This window comes from Pectobacterium carotovorum, from assembly GCF_900129615.1.
Classification (GTDB): Bacteria; Pseudomonadota; Gammaproteobacteria; order Enterobacterales; family Enterobacteriaceae; genus Pectobacterium; species Pectobacterium carotovorum.
In genome coordinates this window covers 405,734-423,423 of the sequence record NZ_FQWI01000003.1, presented here as the reverse complement: position 1 = coordinate 423,423, position 17,690 = coordinate 405,734, and the positions used below count along the sequence as shown (strand labels likewise).

The window sequence follows — 17,690 nt, the reverse complement described above, 5'->3', positions numbered from 1 at the left end:
AAGTAGGGGATTATACGGGAAAAAAACACGCCGTGGGTGAGAGGTTACGCAAGACCATAACGGTGAACACTGACTGAAATCGCACCAAACGGCAAAACGGGTCGCGCGCATCGCTCTAAAATCCTCTCCCATCATCATTATTGCTTCAATTGACCGATTCTTTTGCCGATTATCTAATCGGCATTTTTTTGCCCGCGCCACTGCCCCGCCTCTCCCTTCTTCCCCCGCGCCAAAACCGTACACCAGGATTCTTTCCATTCAGACCGCTAACTATGGTAAAAATAGGCTTTTGTTACGTCGACCGGATAGCCTCATCAGGATGAGTACAACACTGAATTCCAACCCGTTATGCATTAATCAGAATCTGCCAGGCAAGAAAGCACAGGCAGCCACGCGCATCGTTTTCTTTGTTGCGGGCTTTGCTATGGCTTCCTGGGCACCGCTGGTGCCCTTTGTCAAAACGCGGTTGGCTATCAGTGATGCCTCTCTGGGGATGTTGCTGCTTTCTCTCGGTATTGGTTCGCTCCTAGCCATGCCGCTGACCGGTTTTCTCACCAGTAAACTGGGGTGCCGCAGCGTTATTTTGCTGGCAAGCGCGCTGCTTTGTCTGGTGTTGCCCGCGCTGACGCAGGCTGAAACGCTGCCTCTAATGGCGATAACGCTGCTCTTTTTCGGCGCGTCTATGGGGATGATTGATGTCGCGATGAATATTCAGGCCGTTATCGTAGAACGGGCGAGCGGCCGGGCGATGATGTCTGGTTTTCATGGCTTCTTTAGCATCGGGGGGATTGTCGGCGCAGGCGGCGTCAGCGCCCTGCTGTGGCTTGGCCTGTCCCCGCTGATGGCGATTCTGGCGATTGTCGCACTCATGCTGATATTTATGGCAACGGCGCATAAACACCTGCTGCGCACCACAAATCAAGATGACGACAGCCCGCTGTTTGTCATCCCGCGCGGCTGGGTGATGTTCATTGGCTCACTGTGCTTCATCATGTTCTTAGCCGAAGGCTCCATACTAGACTGGAGCGCCCTCTTTTTAACCGTTGAGCGCAACCTGAGCGGCGCGCAGGCGGGCATGGGCTATGCGGCATTTTCCGTCGCGATGACGCTGGGCAGGCTGAACGGCGATCGCATCGTTAACGCACTCGGCCGTTACGCAATTCTGACCGGTGGCAGCCTCTGTGCCGCTCTCGGTCTGCTGTTAACGATCAGCATTGATAATGCGATCACCGCCATTCTTGGCTTTGTGATGGTGGGTATCGGCGCCTCGAATGTGGTACCGATCCTTTTCAGCGCAGCAGGGAATCAAAAGATCATGCCGCCGAATCTAGCCATCGCCTCCATTACTACCGTAGGCTATGCAGGTATTCTGCTCGGCCCGACCATTCTCGGCTTTATTGCACAGTTCAGCAATTTGGCTACCGCATTCGGGTTTGTCGCACTGCTATTGCTGGGCGTTAGCGCCAGCGCGCGTGCCGTTATCCGCTAATCAGGAGCGTTAATTGATGCCAGCCATAATCCTGCGTTATTTTTCACTCCTTACGGTGCTGTCGCTCCTTATTACCGGAACGTTCGGCTATAGCTACATCAACGATTTGCTGGCGGACAAAAAACACTCGCTGACGACCATCGCTCAGGGCATACAAAAACGCGTCGATACTTATCGTTTTTTCACCTATCAAATATATGGCAGCCTGAACAGCGAGCCAGCGGCTAGCGACACCAATATTACCGCCATTAATTTAATGCCGAATGTTTTCTACGTAGAAAAAAACGGTCAGAAAACGGACGCGCTGATTTTTGGGCAACACGATAAAAGCACGCTGACCTCGGTTCGCCGGATATCACGTTATCTTGATATTCTCTGGGGAGCGGAGAATAGCGTCTATTCCATGTATTACCTGAATGGTATCGACAACAGCCTGACGATGATTTCCACGCAGACGTTGAAAGATATCTCCTCGCAGTTCCGTGGGAATTATATTACGGTCATTGCCGAAGCCCGCCGGACAGAAATGCTGCAACAGGCGAATGTATTAGACGAACGCGAAAGTTTTTCCCCGCTGCGTAAATTACGCTTCTATAACGACTACTATTTTACGCTGCGCACCACATTCAATCAACCGGGTCATCTGGCGACGATTCTGGCGTTCGATTTACCGATTAACGATTTAATCCCAGACACCATTCCGCGTGAGCATCTTATGCTTAAGCCGGATACGCCGGCGGCCAGCAATATGGACAATAATAATGGCGAAGGCACGGCTGACGTTCAGCTTCATGGCTCGAATCTTGAAATCTCCGCCACGCTCGTGAATGCACCGATAAAAATCGTTTTTCAGATGCCTGTAAAAGCCCTGATTATTGATTCATTGCGTAATAACATCTGGCTTCTGCTGTTGAGTCTGGTCCTGCTGAGTTTGTCCATCGTCGGCTTTTATCTTTTCCGTCGGCAGTATGTGCGTCCCGGCGAAGATGTCTCTCGTCAGTTGGAAAAGACGCTGGATGTTTACCGCGAAACAACGGGCAGAATCCCGATGGGCGTGCTGCTTTATGATTTCAGCAGCAATAAAGTCGTCATCCAGAATGAGCGCGCTGAGCAGTTGCTTCCGCACCTGAGCCTGCAAAAAATCACCAATATGGCGGACGAGCATCAGGGCGTCATTCAGGTCACGATTAATAATGAGATGTATGAAATCCGCCAAATCCGCAGTCAATATTCGCCTGACTATTGCCTCTTCCTGCTGCGTGAGCAAGATAAAGAGATTCTGGTACAGCGTAAACTGCTGCTCGCCCAGCGTGAATACGAAAAGAATATTCATGCCAGAAAACGGTTATTCCAAAACCTGCTCAGCGAATTCAAACAGCCGCTGATTTCACTACGGCAGCATATTCATGCGCTACGCCACAGCGAGACAGCAACCATACCGGTACCCACGCTGGATCAGCTAACGGCCGATACCCGCTGCGCTATCGAGCTGCTGGAAAATATCGCCTTGCACGAAAAGCTGGAAGCGCAGGAATGGAATGCGGTCAACGAGAGCTTTTCACTGCTGACGGCTATCGACCATGTTCTCCTTGAGCTGCTGCCGCGATTGAATCAAAAAGGTCTGACCCTATTCCATCATTACAATCTGGATATGAATCAAACCTACGTGGGCGATGTCGAGCTGTTGAAAAAGACGCTGGCGCTGCTGCTGAATTATTCGGTGACCAATACGGATTACGGCAAGATTACGGTGTCGATTGATAGAAAAAATAATGAGTCGGATACGCTGATTATTCAGATCAGCGATACGGGAACGAATGTTTCAGGCAAAGAGCAGGAAAATATTCGACACCCTTTCCTGCATCCTGCGACATCCGATCGTTTCGGACAAAATTCAGGATTGACCTTATTTTTGTGCAATCAACTCTGTAATAAACTGGGCGGTGCGTTAACGATCAACAGTAAGGCCGGATTAGGCACACACTATATTCTGACGCTAAAACTGGAGCCGGAAGCGCTTCCCGTTGAGGAAGAAAAACTGCTGGATGGTATTACCGTTCTGCTGGATGTGACGTCTGATGAAGTACAGCATATTGTCGGCAATATGCTGACGGGCTGGGGTGCGAATTATCTGGTTAGCGATGAACGCCAGATTAATCAGGAAGCAGATATCTGCATGACTGACGACCCGGAGAAAAAAGCAGATTATACGCTGCTGTTGAGTCATGACGATGACACAGTAACGCCTTTGGGCCCGCGCCGTTTACGGGTGAATTATAATATCAGCCACCTCCTGCTGGAGGCATTACTTAAGCTGATTGAGCTACAACTGGAAACATCACCCGATGCGCTACAGGAAGGGGAACCGGATAATGTCGAATTTTACGCCGCGCAATTGGCAGCAAGCGACTATTATTCGCTGTTCGTGGAGACAGTACCGGATGATTTAAAGAGGCTGTATACTGAAGTGGAAGCAGGCGATTTTCCGTCGCTTTCGCAGACGGCACACCGGCTGAAAGGCGTGTTTGCCATGCTTAATCTGCATCCTGGCAAACAGTTGTGTGAACAGCTTGAACAGCATATTACCGCGCATGATAGTGAACAGATTGAGGCTAACCTTCATGAAATCGAGAGGTTTGTCAGTGCATTACTATCCCCAGAAGAACCTAAAGGGCAGCAAGGTAGCCAACAAGATGAGTAACCAAAACGATGAGTAACTTAAACGTAATTATTGCCGACGACCATCCTATTGTTCTTTTTGGCATCAAAAAATCGCTTGAGCAGATTGAATGGGTCAATGTGGTTGGCGAATTTGAAGACTCAACAGCGCTGATCAATAACCTACCTAAGCTGGACGCTAATGTTTTAATCACCGATTTATCCATGCCAGGCGATAAATACGGTGATGGTATTACCCTCATTAAATACATTAAGCGCCATTTTCCTCACCTTTCTATTATTGTTCTTACCATGAACAATAATCCGGCAATTCTGAGCGCGGTGTTGGATTTGGATATCGAAGGCATCGTACTGAAACAGGGTGCGCCGACCGATTTACCCAAAGCGCTGGCGGCCCTGCAAAAAGGGAAGAAATTCACGCCGGATAGCGTATCCAAAGTGCTGGAGAAAATCAGCGCCAGCGGCTACGGCGACAAACGCCTGTCCCCGAAAGAAAGTGAAGTGCTGCGCTTGTTTGCAGAAGGCTTTTTGGTTACCGAAATCGCCAAAAAACTGAATCGCAGTATCAAAACGATCAGTAGCCAGAAGAAGTCAGCCATGACCAAGCTGGGCGTCGAGAACGATATCGCCCTGCTGAATTACCTGTCCTCCGTTAACGGCGGCGCGACGCAGGTAGACTAAGCCTTTCTTCACCTGCACCAGCAGCCGCTGGTGCAGGTTATTCCTCAGAGGTTCTCGCCTGACGCACCACGTTGCTGTAATGCGCCAACGACTGCTGCAACGTATCCAGCGTAACCGGTTTTGACAAACAGTGATCCATCCCAGCCCCGAGGCAACGCTCTCTTTCTTCCGCCAACGCATTTGCCGTCACGCCGATAACCGGGAAACGTAACCCCTGCTCGCGCATGCGTCGTGTGAACAGATAGCCATCCATATTCGGCATGTTGACATCCGTCAGCACGATATCGATGTGATTTTTACTCAGTACGCCCAGAGCGTCTATGCCATCATTTGCCGTCATCGCCTGATAGCCCAGAGAACCGAGCTGATCCGCCAGCAGTCGACGGTTGATGGGGTGATCGTCAACCACCAGAATCATAATATCGCCATTCTCAGCCCGTATGTAGCTGGTCAACGGTGGTGAAATCTCGACGCGATTTCTGTCTTCGCTTTCTGAGCGATAGATTTTCTCGAGCAAATCAGGCAAATGTTGAGGTGTGGACGTCCCTTGCACCCAGTGCCCATCGCTCACTTCCTGCGCTGATCCGTTATGCGCGCCACTCATCACGATATGCGCCCGAACGTTAACGTCCTCTTCTGACGCGTAATCGCTAATCATCACATCATCAGGCGACACGGTTTGATTCTGATAACGCGCGACCTGCACCCCCTGTTCCTGCAATAGCGTCAGCAGATAAGCCTCCAGCCGGGCGTTGCGTATCCTCAACCAGCACATTTTCCCTTGCAGGCTGGCATTGATCGCCGCTGGGGCATAGCGCGCTTTATACAGCGGAATTCTGACGCCAAACAGGCTGCCGAGCCCAGGTTCCGACTCGATGGTAATGTCTCCATCCATCAAATTGACCAGCTTTTCACAAATCGCCAGCCCTAAGCCCGTGCCCTGAAAATGCCGCTGAACACCGCTACCTGCCTGGAAAAACGGGTCAAACAGCTTCACCGCCTCGCGAGGTTGAATACCCACGCCGGTATCACGCACCACAAATTCCAGATAACCATCGCGGCAACCGACCTCGAAAATGATGCAGCCCGTGTCCGTAAATTTGATGGCGTTACTCAGCAAGTTAGATAACACCTGCTGCAAACGTACGGGATCGCCAAACAGGCTGACCGGCACATTGGGATCGATAAAGCAGTACAGCGTCAGGCGTTTCTTCACTACCAGCGGGAGATAGTTGCTGGTGATGTGGCTGATGACTTCATGCGGCGCAAACTCACACGCTTCGATCTTCAACTGCTCCGATTCAATCTTGGAAAAATCGAGGATATCGCTGATGATTTTCAGCAACAGCGAGGAAGAGTTGTTCATCGCGGCAACCAGACGATTGGCGTCCTGCGGCAGCGATTTGGTTTGCAGTAAATCGAGGTTACCGATAATCCCGTACAGCGGCGTACGCAATTCATGGCTGACGGTGGCAAGGAACATCGATTTAGACTGGCTTGCCTGCTCGGCGGCATTCGCCATTTCCTGTAGCGACTCTTCCATTTTGACGCGTGCGCTGACGTCCAGCAGTACACAAATCGCCACGTTTTCATTACGATAGCGCGAATGGACAAAGCTGATTTGCAGGTGATGATTGCGGCTGGTCATGACATCCACAAACTTGGACTGCTGCTCGCAAATGATACGGGTAATTCGCAGCCTATCCTCGTGGGTAAGCAGGTTAAGATAGTTGTGCGCCAGCTCGTTACTGAGGATGTTCGTGCCGTCATTAATACGCAGGATGCAAATCCCTACCGGCGCCGATGCGACAATCTTGCGGTTGAATTGCTCGTTTTCTTCCAGTTGGAACGCATTCACTTCCGCAGGCAGCAACATTTTCCGCTCAAACACCAGCGCCAGCACAAACAGCAAGATAGCCGATAGCATATTCAGCATCAGCATGTTGATCATCAGTGCGCTGATATGGGAGAGCAGCACCTTCAACGGCAGCGAATACACGATGCCGAATGACGTCGGCGGCAGCGATTTCTTCAGAATGAGTTCATCATACCCATTCACATAACCAAAATAATTATGTTCGGAGGGATAGCCGTCTACTGAGGAAGCGTAACGCTCTTTATCATCGGAAAACTGTAAAACCACCTGATTGTATTGATCCAGCAGCCGGGCACTGATCGGAAATTTACCCATGGTGACGAAATCATCCAGACGAATCGTCTGTTCAATCCCCATGATGACTTCCAGCTTGCTATCCACATAAATCGGCGTCAGCGCATATAAATAGCCGACATCGGGAATCGAAGCTGGGGTAATCCAATAGACCGTTTCATCGCGTCCGCTTTGGGTGCGACTCTTCTTCTGCTCCTGAAACCGATCCTGCACGTTTTTAAGCAAGTTATCACGGTCGAGCGACTGGTTACGGATGCCAAAATCAACCATACAGCGTCGATCGCCGCCGACAAAAAAGACCCGGTTAAGATCGTAGACGGCAGAGAAGTTATCCTGCCAGCCGTTGAAAAAATGGCTCAATGAGAGCAACGCCGCATTCCCGCCATATTGCGTGGAACAGGTTGCGCCGGGAGCCAGCGCATAAACGGAGACGCCGGGGCCCCCTTCCGCTGGCGGCTCTGCCTTTTCTCTTGCCAGCATCAGGCGATTTGCCGCCAGATACTGGAGTTCGCGCACAATATCCGACGCGTGTCGGATGTAACCCTGCGACTGATCAAAGCTGAGGTTATATTCCTGCCGCAGCTCTGATTCTTTTTCATTCAATACTTTAGTGACATAAAAAACGGATATCAGCGCGCCCAATACCCACAGCATGACCGCCAGAACCCGAAACAAATAGCGGGACACCTTTAATGTGGTCTGGAATGAGGCGAGATATTTCAAATGGATACCGTTGAATAATGGAAGAACCAGTTGGCTGATACACTACCGAGAGTCGATAAAAAAAGCCAGCGCATCGCGCTGGCTTACTCTGCTCATTCCGGTTTAATGAAAAGGCTTATTCGTCATCTTCAGCGATATCATCATCGCCATCAATGTCGTCGATAGCATCATCGTCTTCGGCAACTTCGCCTTCAACTTTTACTACGCCATCCAGCTCTTCATCTTCTACCGGCTCGGCAACGCGTTGCAGGCCGACAACATGTTCGTCTTCCGCCGTACGAATCAGCGTGACACCCTGCGTGTTACGGCCAACGATACTGACTTCAGACACGCGCGTCCGCACCAGCGTTCCCGCATCGGTGATCATCATGATCTGGTCTGCGGCATCAACCTGAACCGCGCCAACCACTTTACCGTTACGTTCGCTGACCTTGATAGAGATAACCCCTTTCGTCGCACGCGACTTGGTCGGGTACTCGCTCACGGCAGTACGCTTACCAAAGCCATTTTGCGTGACGGTCAGGATATCGCCTTCGCCGCGAGGAATGATCAGAGAAACGACGCGATCTTCGCCTTGCAGATTGATACCACGGACGCCCGTTGCCGTACGGCCCATAGAACGCACCGCCTGCTCGGAGAAGCGAACCACTTTACCTTCCGCAGAGAACAGCATCGCTTCATCGCTACCGTCGGTCAGGTCAACGCCAATCAGCTCGTCACCTTCATTCAGGTTAACCGCGATGATCCCCGCACTACGTGGACGGCTGAATTCCGTCAGCGCCGTTTTCTTCACAGTACCGCTCGCGGTTGCCATGAAGATGTGGCGGCCTTCTTCGTATTCACGTACCGGCAGAATCGCGGTGATACGTTCATCCGCTTCAAGCGGCAGCAGGTTAACGATCGGGCGACCACGCGCACCGCGGCTGGCTTCCGGCAGTTGATATACCTTCATCCAGTACAGACGACCCCGGCTGGAGAAGCACAGAATCGTATCGTGGGTGTTGGCCACCAGAAGACGATCGATAAAGTCTTCTTCTTTTATACGTGCGGCAGACTTACCTTTGCCCCCACGGCGCTGGGCTTCGTAATCGCTCAGCGGCTGATACTTCACGTAACCTTGGTGAGACAGCGTGACAACAACATCTTCCTGATTGATCAGATCTTCGATGTTGATATCAGCGGTGTTCGCCGTGATTTCCGTACGACGTTCGTCGCTGTATTGCGTTTTGATCGCTTCCAGCTCTTCGCGGATGACTTCCATCAGGCGCTCAGGGCTATTGAGGATATAAAGCAGCTCGGCAATTTCCGCCAACAGCTCTTTATATTCATCCAGCAGCTTCTCGTGCTCCATGCCGGTCAGCTTCTGCAAACGCAGATCCAAAATCGCCTGCGCCTGCTGTTCCGTCAGGTAGTAGCGACCGTCACGGATACCGAACTCTGGCTCCAGCCACTCTGGACGCGCAGCATCATCGCCCGCACGTTCCAACATCGTAGCCACGCTACCCAGTTCCCATGCCTGTGCGATCAGCGACGCTTTCGCTTCAGCAGGTGACGCAGCACGGCGAATCAGCTCGATAATCGGATCGATGTTCGCCAGCGCAATCGCCAGACCTTCCAGGATATGAGCACGGTCACGGGCTTTACGCAGTTCAAAAATGGTACGACGCGTCACCACTTCGCGGCGGTGGCGCACAAACGCGACCAGAATGTCCTTCAGCGGCATGATCTTCGGCTGGCCCTGATGCAGAGCGACCATGTTGATGCCGAATGACGTCTGAAGCTGCGTCTGGGAATACAGATTATTCAGTACCACTTCGCCCACGGCGTCACGTTTAATCTCGATGACGATACGCATACCGTCTTTATCGGATTCGTCACGCAGTGCGCTAATGCCTTCGATACGTTTATCTTTAACCAGCTCGGCAATTTTCTCGATCAGGCGCGCTTTGTTCACCTGATATGGGATTTCATGCACGATGATGGTTTCACGTCCGGTTTTCGCATCCGCTTCCACTTCAGCACGCGCACGGATGTAAATTTTACCGCGCCCGGTACGATAGGCTTCTTCAATGCCGCGTCGGCCATTGATGATCGCCGCCGTCGGGAAATCTGGGCCTTTGATGTGTTCCATCAACCCTTCAAGGCTGATGTTTTCATCATCGATATACGCCAGACAGCCGTTCACGACTTCCGTCAGGTTGTGCGGTGGAATGTTCGTTGCCATCCCGACTGCGATACCGGAAGAACCGTTAACCAGCAGGTTGGGAATACGCGTAGGCATGACGTCAGGAATCTGCTCGGTGCCGTCATAGTTCGGCACAAAATCGACCGTCTCTTTTTCGAGGTCGGCCAGCAGTTCATGAGCAATTTTCGACATGCGAATTTCGGTATAACGCATCGCCGCCGCGGAGTCGCCGTCAATCGAACCGAAGTTGCCCTGACCATCAACCAGCATGTAACGCAGTGAGAAAGGCTGCGCCATACGTACGATGGTTTCATAAACGGCAGAGTCGCCGTGTGGGTGGTATTTACCGATGACATCCCCGACGACACGGGCGGATTTTTTATACGGTTTGTTCCAGTCGTTACCCAGTACGCTCATCGCATACAGTACGCGGCGGTGTACCGGTTTCAGTCCATCACGAACATCTGGTAATGCACGCCCGACAATAACGGACATCGCATAATCCAGATACGAGCTTTTCAGCTCTTCTTCAATGTTGACCGGTGTGATTTCTCTGGCAAGGTCGCTCATGGAGCCGCTATCCCTCTATTTAGGCATCTACCCGTGTTCAGAAAAGTGAACCGTTCAGATTAGGTGAACTGTTCAAAAGGTGAAAAATTATATCACAAACCGCCGTTTCGGGGGAAACTCCCTTCCGCCCCGAACAGACTGTTTTCCCAATGGACTTTTATTCACCGGATATCCCTCAGAGAAAACGGACACCGCTGCACGTTGCAGCGCGAAGGGAGTATACTCGCGGCAGTAGAAGATAACGAAAGGCAGTGATGACACATGAATGTAGAGAATCAAACTCCGAACGTTGACCATCAGGAAATTGCCAAATTTGAGGCTATCGCTTCACGCTGGTGGGATCTAGAAGGCGAATTCAAACCCTTGCACCGCATTAATCCGCTGCGTCTGGGCTATATTTCGCAGCACGCGGAAGGCCTGTTCGGCAAGAAAGTGCTGGATGTTGGCTGCGGCGGCGGCATTTTGGCCGAAAGCATGGCGCATGAAGGCGCGGACGTCACCGGGCTCGATATGGGCGCAGAGCCGTTGCAGGTCGCACGTTTGCACGCGCTGGAAAGCGGTGTCGCCGTCGATTACGTGCAGGAAACGGTAGAAGCGCATGCACACGCTCATCCGGGTCTCTACGATGTCGTCACCTGTATGGAAATGCTGGAGCACGTTCCCGATCCGCAGTCCGTGGTGCAGGCATGCGCCAGATTGGTAAAACCGGGCGGGCACGTCTTTTTCTCCACCATCAACCGCAATGCGAAAGCGTGGATGATGGCCGTTATCGGTGCGGAGTACGTGCTAAAAATGGTGCCGCGCGGCACGCACGACATTAAGAAGTTCATTCGCCCAGCAGAGCTGATGCACTGGGTCGACAGTACACCGCTGCGTGAAAAACATATCACCGGGCTTCACTACAACCCGCTGACGGACCACTTTAAACTGGGTCCAAACGTGGACGTGAACTACATGCTGCACACGCGCCACGATAAATAGAATCGATTAAGAATGCTCTTAAAAGATGCGCGGTTTTTTGCCGCGCATAATCATATTGATGACGAAACCAGCAAAAGATCACAAAGCACATCCCGCACAAATTAAGGAAAGTACCCTTAACTACCTTGTTTGATGAGGTTTTTAACAAAATGTCTGTTCTTAAATCCTTAAATTAACGAAAAATCAACTCTTGTTCTTAAAATAATCCGGACTAGAATACTCATGATATGGTGGTTATTTATCAAAAAATATCCATATTTAGTGTTTATCCACAGAGTTAGTCACAGAAATGCTTTTGTGACTAACTCTGTGGATATTTGTTTATTTTCATCAACAGGTAAACCCCAACATGAACCAAAGCCTCCTAGTAACCAAACGCGATGGCAGTAAAGAAAAGATCAATTTGGATAAAATCCACCGCGTCATTACCTGGGCCGCAGAAGGTTTACACAATGTCTCCGTTTCTCAGGTGGAACTGCGTTCACACATTCAGTTTTATGACAGCATCAAAACCTCTGATATCCATGAAACTATCATCAAGGCCGCTGCCGATCTGATCTCGCGCGAAAGCCCGGATTATCAATATCTGGCTGCGCGTCTGGCTATCTTCCATCTGCGTAAGAAAGCCTATGGCCAGTTTGAGCCGCCTGCTCTGCTGACTCACGTCACCAAAATGGTAGAACTGGGTAAGTACGACAAACATCTGTTAGAAGACTATAGTCCAGAAGAATTCGCCCAGATGGACGCTTTCATCGATCACTGGCGTGACATGAATTTCTCCTATGCGGCGGTGAAACAGCTGGAAGGGAAATACCTGGTACAAAACCGCGTCACCGGTGATATCTACGAAAGCGCCCAGTTCCTGTACATTCTGGTCGCCGCCTGCCTGTTCTCCGGCTACCCGCGTGAGACGCGTCTGGATTACGTTAAACGTTTTTATGACGCGATCTCTACGTTCAAAATTTCTCTGCCAACGCCAATCATGGCGGGCGTGCGTACGCCAACGCGTCAGTTCAGCTCTTGCGTGCTGATCGAATGTGGCGACAGCCTGGATTCCATCAACGCGACCTCCAGCGCGATCGTAAAATACGTTTCCCAGCGTGCTGGTATCGGCATCAACGCAGGCCGCATCCGTGCGCTCGGCAGCCCAATTCGCGGCGGTGAAGCATTCCACACCGGCTGTATTCCTTTCTATAAACACTTCCAGACGGCAGTGAAATCCTGCTCTCAGGGTGGCGTACGCGGCGGTGCTGCTACGCTGTTCTACCCGCTGTGGCATCTGGAAGTCGAAAGCCTGCTGGTGCTGAAAAACAACCGTGGCGTAGAAGGCAACCGCGTTCGCCACCTCGACTACGGCGTGCAGTTGAACAAACTGATGTATCAGCGTCTGGTAAAAGGTGAAGAGATCACCCTGTTCAGCCCGTCTGACGTACCCGGATTGTACGACGCCTTCTTCGCCGATCAGGATGAATTCGAGCGCCTGTATGTGCAATATGAGCAGGATGACAGCATCCGCAAACAGCGTATCAAAGCAGGCGAGCTGTTCTCCCTGATGATGCAGGAACGTGCTTCTACCGGCCGTATCTATATTCAGAACGTTGACCACTGCAACACGCACAGCCCTTTCGATCCGCAGATTGCGCCAGTTCGCCAGTCCAACCTGTGTCTGGAAATCGCGCTGCCGACCAAGCCGTTGAACGACGTGAATGATGAAAACGGTGAAATCGCGCTGTGTACGCTGTCTGCTTTCAACCTCGGAGCCATCAATAGCTTAGACGATCTGGAAGAGCTGGCGACGCTGGCCGTGCGCGCGCTGGATGCCCTGCTGGATTATCAGGATTACCCGATTACCGCAGCAGAGCGTGGTGCGATGGGTCGCCGTACATTAGGTATTGGCGTGATCAACTTCGCCTACTATCTGGCGAAAAATGGCGTGCGCTACTCAGATGGCAGCGCCAACGGCCTGACACACAAAACGTTTGAAGCTATTCAGTACTATCTGTTGAAGGCGTCGAATGTGCTGGCACGCGAACAAGGTGCTTGCCCGTGGTTCAATGAAACCACCTATTCGCAGGGTATTTTGCCTATCGATACCTATAAGCGCGATCTGGATGCGATCTGTAACGAACCGCTGCATCTCGACTGGGAAGCGCTGCGTAACGACATCAAAGAGTACGGTCTGCGTAACTCCACGCTGTCCGCGCTGATGCCGTCTGAGACGTCATCTCAGATCTCCAACGCCACCAACGGGATTGAACCACCGCGCGGCCACATCAGCGTCAAAGCGTCCAAAGACGGCATTCTGCGCCAAGTGGTGCCGGAGTACGAAACGCTGAAGGATTCTTACGAACTGCTGTGGGATATGCCAAATAACGACGGCTATCTACAACTGGTTGGTCTGATGCAGAAGTTTGTCGATCAGGCAATCTCCTCCAACACCAATTACGATCCGTCACGTTTCCCATCAGGTCGAGTACCGATGAAACAGCTGCTGAAAGATCTGGTCACGGCCTATAAATTCGGTGTTAAGACGCTGTATTACCAAAACACCCGTGACGGCGCTGAAGACGTACAAGATGACCTGCTGGCAGAACCGCAGGACGACGGCTGCGAAGGCGGCGCGTGTAAGATTTAAGCCAATAATGAAAGGCTGCCGATGCAGCCTTTCATCTTTTATAGCAGGCGTCGCAGCCCGCCCCTTATGGGCCTTCACAAGCGGCGTTAAAAAATGCTCCCGGCATTTTTTTGGAGAGACTCATGGCCTATACCACATTTTCACAGAACAAAAATGACCAACTGCTAGAACCGATGTTCTTCGGCCAGTCGGTTAACGTGGCGCGTTTCGATCAGCAAAAGTATGAAATTTTCGAAAAGCTGATCGAAAAACAGCTGTCCTTCTTCTGGCGTCCAGAAGAAGTCGACGTATCCCGCGATCGCATCGACTATCAGGCGCTGCCCGATCATGAGAAACACATCTTTATCAGCAACCTGAAATATCAAACGCTGCTGGATTCCATTCAGGGGCGTAGCCCAAACGTGGCGCTGCTGCCGCTGATTTCTATCCCTGAGCTGGAAACCTGGGTGGAAACCTGGGCTTTCTCGGAAACCATTCACTCACGCTCCTACACGCACATCATTCGTAATATCGTTAACGATCCATCGCTGGTGTTTGACGATATCGTAACCAACGACGAGATCCTGAAGCGCGCCAAAGATATCTCCGGCTATTATGATTCGCTGATTGAGATGACCAGCTACTATCATCTGCTGGGTGAAGGGACACATCAGGTTAACGGCAAGACCGTGACCGTGAACCTGCATACGCTGAAAAAGCAGCTGTATATCTGCCTGATGAGCGTAAACGCGCTGGAAGCGATTCGTTTCTACGTTAGCTTCGCCTGTTCATTTGCTTTTGCAGAACGCGAACTGATGGAAGGCAACGCTAAAATAATCAAGCTGATCGCCCGTGATGAAGCGCTGCACCTGACCGGCACGCAGCACATGCTGAACCTGATGCGTTCAGGCCATGACGACCCAGAAATGGCGCAGATTGCCGAAGAGTGTCAGCAAGAGTGTTATGACCTGTTCGTGCTCGCTGCTCAGCAAGAAAAAGAGTGGGCTGAATACCTGTTCCGTGATGGTTCGATGATTGGTCTGAACAAAGATATTCTGTGCCAGTACGTGGAATACATCACCAACATCCGCATGCAGGCGGTTGGGCTGCCGCTGCCGTTCCAGACGCGCACGAACCCAATCCCGTGGATCAACGCCTGGCTGGTGTCCGATAACGTACAGGTCGCGCCACAGGAAGTTGAAGTCAGCTCTTATCTGGTCGGTCAGATCGATTCAGAAATCAGCGACGACGATCTGAGCGATTTCCAGCTGTAATCGATGAGCAATCCAACGATCACACTGCGCACATCTGGTGCGCAGTTTTCCTGTTCAGACGACGGCCCTTCGCTGCTGGATGTGCTGGAATCTAACCGAGTCAGCATTGAATATCAGTGCCGCTCCGGCTATTGCGGTTCCTGTCGACTGCGTCTGGTAAAAGGCAGAGTGGCGTATCGTCAAACCCCGCTGGCCTGCATCCAACAGGATGAAATCCTCCCCTGCTGCTGTATGCCTCAGGGCGACATTGAACTCGATATTTAGCCCTCGTTCCCTCACAGGACATTCTCCTTACCGCGTTTACTGGCGGGCGTATTTACTGCCCGCTTTCATACGCAAGTGAGTTACACTACTCGCTGAAATAGCCTTTTGACCGAAATAAAACAACCTGGAGGTTTTAGAATATGCTCACCGTCATTCCTATTTTGATCTTTGTTGCACTCATCATCGTCTGGTCAGGCATCAAAATCGTACCTCAGGGATATCAATGGACTGTGGAACGGTTTGGCCGCTATACCAAAACGCTGATGCCGGGGCTGAATCTGGTCGTGCCGTTTATGGATCGCGTTGGTCGTAAAATCAACATGATGGAACAGGTATTAGATATCCCCTCTCAGGAAATTATCTCACGCGATAACGCCAATGTGGCCATTGATGCCGTGTGTTTTATTCAGGTGATCGATCCCGCACGTGCTGCCTATGAAGTTAGCAATCTGGAACAGGCTATCGTGAACCTCACCATGACCAACTTCCGTACGGTGCTGGGTTCCATGGAGCTGGACGAAATGCTGTCTCAGCGCGATAGCATCAACACCCGTCTGCTGCACATTGTTGATGAAGCCACTAACCCGTGGGGCGTGAAAATCACCCGTATCGAGATTCGCGACGTACGTCCACCCGCTGAACTGATTGCCGCCATGAATGCGCAGATGAAAGCAGAACGTAACAAGCGTGCCGATATTCTGGAAGCCGAAGGGGTACGTCAGGCCGCGATCCTGAAAGCCGAAGGGGAAAAACAGTCGCAGATTCTCAAAGCTGAAGGCCAACGCCAATCTGCCTTCCTTGAAGCAGAAGCGCGTGAGCGTGCTGCTGAAGCGGAAGCACAGGCGACTAAAATGGTATCCGAAGCCATCGCGGCAGGTAACATTCAGGCGATTAACTACTTCGTCGCACAGAAATATACCGATGCGTTACAGCAGATCGGTTCTTCTAATAACAGCAAAGTGATCATGATGCCGCTGGAAGCCAGCAACCTGATGGGGGCTATCGGTGGAATCACGGAACTGATTAAAGATAGCAAAAACAGCCGAGGTCAATAATGGGCATTGAACTGGTGATGGAAAATGCGCACTGGTTCTGGCTGTCGCTCGGCGGTCTGCTTTTAGCCGCCGAAATGCTGGGTGCCAGTGGCTATATGCTGTGGAGCGGTTTATCGGCAGTATTGGTTGGGCTATTAACATGGGTGATGCCGCTGGGATGGCCATTGCAGGGAACGATTTTCGCCATCCTGACGATCGTCACGGCACTACTCTGGTGGTATTGGCTGCGTAAACGAACGCTGTCACGCCCACAGTCGATGCTCAACCAGCGCGGGCAACAGCTGGTTGGACTGCGCACTACGCTGACCGACCCGGTGATCAACGGTTTTGGGCGGGTAAACATCGGTGACAGCAGTTGGCGCGTGAAATCAGAACAGGATTTGCCCGCCGGTACGCAGGTTGAAGTGATTGCCATCGATGGTATCACGCTGCATGTACGCCCGACTGAGCGCTAACTAACGCATTATTGGGGGGAGCCTGTCTCCCCTTTGTGACACTATTCTTTTTGACACTACCCTTTCTGACAACAGCCCGCCAGATTATTGATTATCGGACACTCCGAGCCACCATCTCCCGGGCACTGTTCGGCCAGCGCCAGCAAATGTTCACGCATCGCTTTCAGCTCTTCGATATGCATCTCGATTTCCTGCACTTTCTGCAAGGTTCGCGCTTTTACATCCGAACTTCGCCGCAGCGGATCGTTAAATAACGTAACCAGCTCTCGGCATTCATCCAGATTAAAACCAACCTGGCGCGCCTGACGCAGCAGCGTCAGCTCTTCGACGTGATGGTCGTCGTAGCTGCGGTAACCATTTTCAGAACGCAGCGGCGTAGTCAGAAGTTCTTTCTCTTCATAGAAGCGAATGGTTTTACTACTAAGACCGGTTTTTTTCGCAACATCACTGATATTCATGATTTCCCCCTTGACCCTCCCCTTGCTAGAAGGTTTACCTTACTCAATAACTAGTAGAAATCAGATGGCCGGTCAACGTCTTTCACCTCCGG

The 17,690-nt window shown here is 51.5% G+C and carries 12 protein-coding genes; 9 read left to right on the top strand and 3 right to left on the bottom strand.

Annotated features, from left to right (window positions below):
* Positions 1-319 precede the first annotated feature (319 nt).
* Genes BUB06_RS08920 through rcsB form a run of 3 tightly spaced genes read left to right on the top strand, consistent with a single transcriptional unit; the run spans position 320 to position 4,849 of the window.
* Positions 320-1,489: an MFS transporter gene (locus BUB06_RS08920; protein ID WP_039472436.1), complete on the top strand. Its 1,170-nt coding sequence runs from the start codon at positions 320-322 to the stop codon at positions 1,487-1,489.
* A 16-nt stretch (positions 1,490-1,505) separates the two neighbouring features.
* Entirely contained in the window at positions 1,506-4,190 is a 2,685-nt protein-coding gene (gene rcsD, locus BUB06_RS08915) for a phosphotransferase RcsD (protein ID WP_039472435.1), read from the top strand.
* 8 nt (positions 4,191-4,198) lie between these two features.
* Positions 4,199-4,849, top strand: coding sequence for a response regulator transcription factor RcsB (gene rcsB / locus BUB06_RS08910; protein WP_005976164.1), 651 nt, complete (start codon positions 4,199-4,201; stop codon positions 4,847-4,849).
* 37 nt (positions 4,850-4,886) lie between these two features.
* Here rcsB and rcsC read toward each other — a convergent pair whose 3' ends face one another.
* Positions 4,887-7,742: a two-component system sensor histidine kinase RcsC gene (gene rcsC / locus BUB06_RS08905; RefSeq protein WP_072013002.1), complete on the bottom strand. Its 2,856-nt coding sequence runs from the start codon at positions 7,740-7,742 to the stop codon at positions 4,887-4,889.
* Between the two features lie 115 nt (positions 7,743-7,857).
* Positions 7,858-10,497, bottom strand: coding sequence for a DNA topoisomerase (ATP-hydrolyzing) subunit A (gene gyrA / locus BUB06_RS08900; RefSeq protein WP_010301285.1), 2,640 nt, complete (start codon positions 10,495-10,497; stop codon positions 7,858-7,860).
* Between the two features lie 261 nt (positions 10,498-10,758).
* On the opposite strand from gyrA, the gene ubiG reads away from it, so the two are divergent.
* From ubiG to BUB06_RS08870, 6 genes are all read left to right on the top strand, one after another.
* Positions 10,759-11,478 (top strand): bifunctional 2-polyprenyl-6-hydroxyphenol methylase/3-demethylubiquinol 3-O-methyltransferase UbiG, encoded by a 720-nt coding sequence (ubiG, locus tag BUB06_RS08895; protein ID WP_039472432.1) that lies wholly within the window; start codon positions 10,759-10,761, stop codon positions 11,476-11,478.
* Positions 11,479-11,827: 349 nt separating this feature from the next.
* Positions 11,828-14,113 (top strand): class 1a ribonucleoside-diphosphate reductase subunit alpha, encoded by a 2,286-nt coding sequence (gene nrdA, locus BUB06_RS08890; RefSeq protein ID WP_010301282.1) that lies wholly within the window; start codon positions 11,828-11,830, stop codon positions 14,111-14,113.
* 122 nt (positions 14,114-14,235) lie between these two features.
* On the top strand, positions 14,236-15,366 hold the full coding sequence (nrdB, locus tag BUB06_RS08885; RefSeq protein WP_010301279.1) for a class Ia ribonucleoside-diphosphate reductase subunit beta: 1,131 nt from the start codon (positions 14,236-14,238) through the stop codon (positions 15,364-15,366).
* A 3-nt stretch (positions 15,367-15,369) separates the two neighbouring features.
* Complete coding sequence (gene yfaE / locus BUB06_RS08880; protein WP_010284079.1) at positions 15,370-15,630, top strand: class I ribonucleotide reductase maintenance protein YfaE; 261 nt, start codon at positions 15,370-15,372, stop codon at positions 15,628-15,630.
* A gap of 140 nt (positions 15,631-15,770) precedes the next feature.
* Positions 15,771-16,685 carry an SPFH domain-containing protein gene (locus tag BUB06_RS08875; protein WP_010301277.1) on the top strand — a complete coding sequence of 305 codons (915 nt, stop codon included), beginning with the start codon at positions 15,771-15,773 and terminating at the stop codon, positions 16,683-16,685.
* On the top strand, positions 16,685-17,140 hold the full coding sequence (locus BUB06_RS08870) for an NfeD family protein (RefSeq protein WP_039472429.1): 456 nt from the start codon (positions 16,685-16,687) through the stop codon (positions 17,138-17,140). Before BUB06_RS08875 ends, BUB06_RS08870 begins: the two co-directional genes overlap by 1 nt.
* A gap of 56 nt (positions 17,141-17,196) precedes the next feature.
* Here the strand turns inward: BUB06_RS08870 and cueR are convergent, their stop codons facing one another.
* Complete coding sequence (cueR, locus tag BUB06_RS08865) at positions 17,197-17,598, bottom strand: Cu(I)-responsive transcriptional regulator (RefSeq protein WP_039472426.1); 402 nt, start codon at positions 17,596-17,598, stop codon at positions 17,197-17,199.
* Between the last annotated feature and the right edge of the window lie 92 nt (positions 17,599-17,690).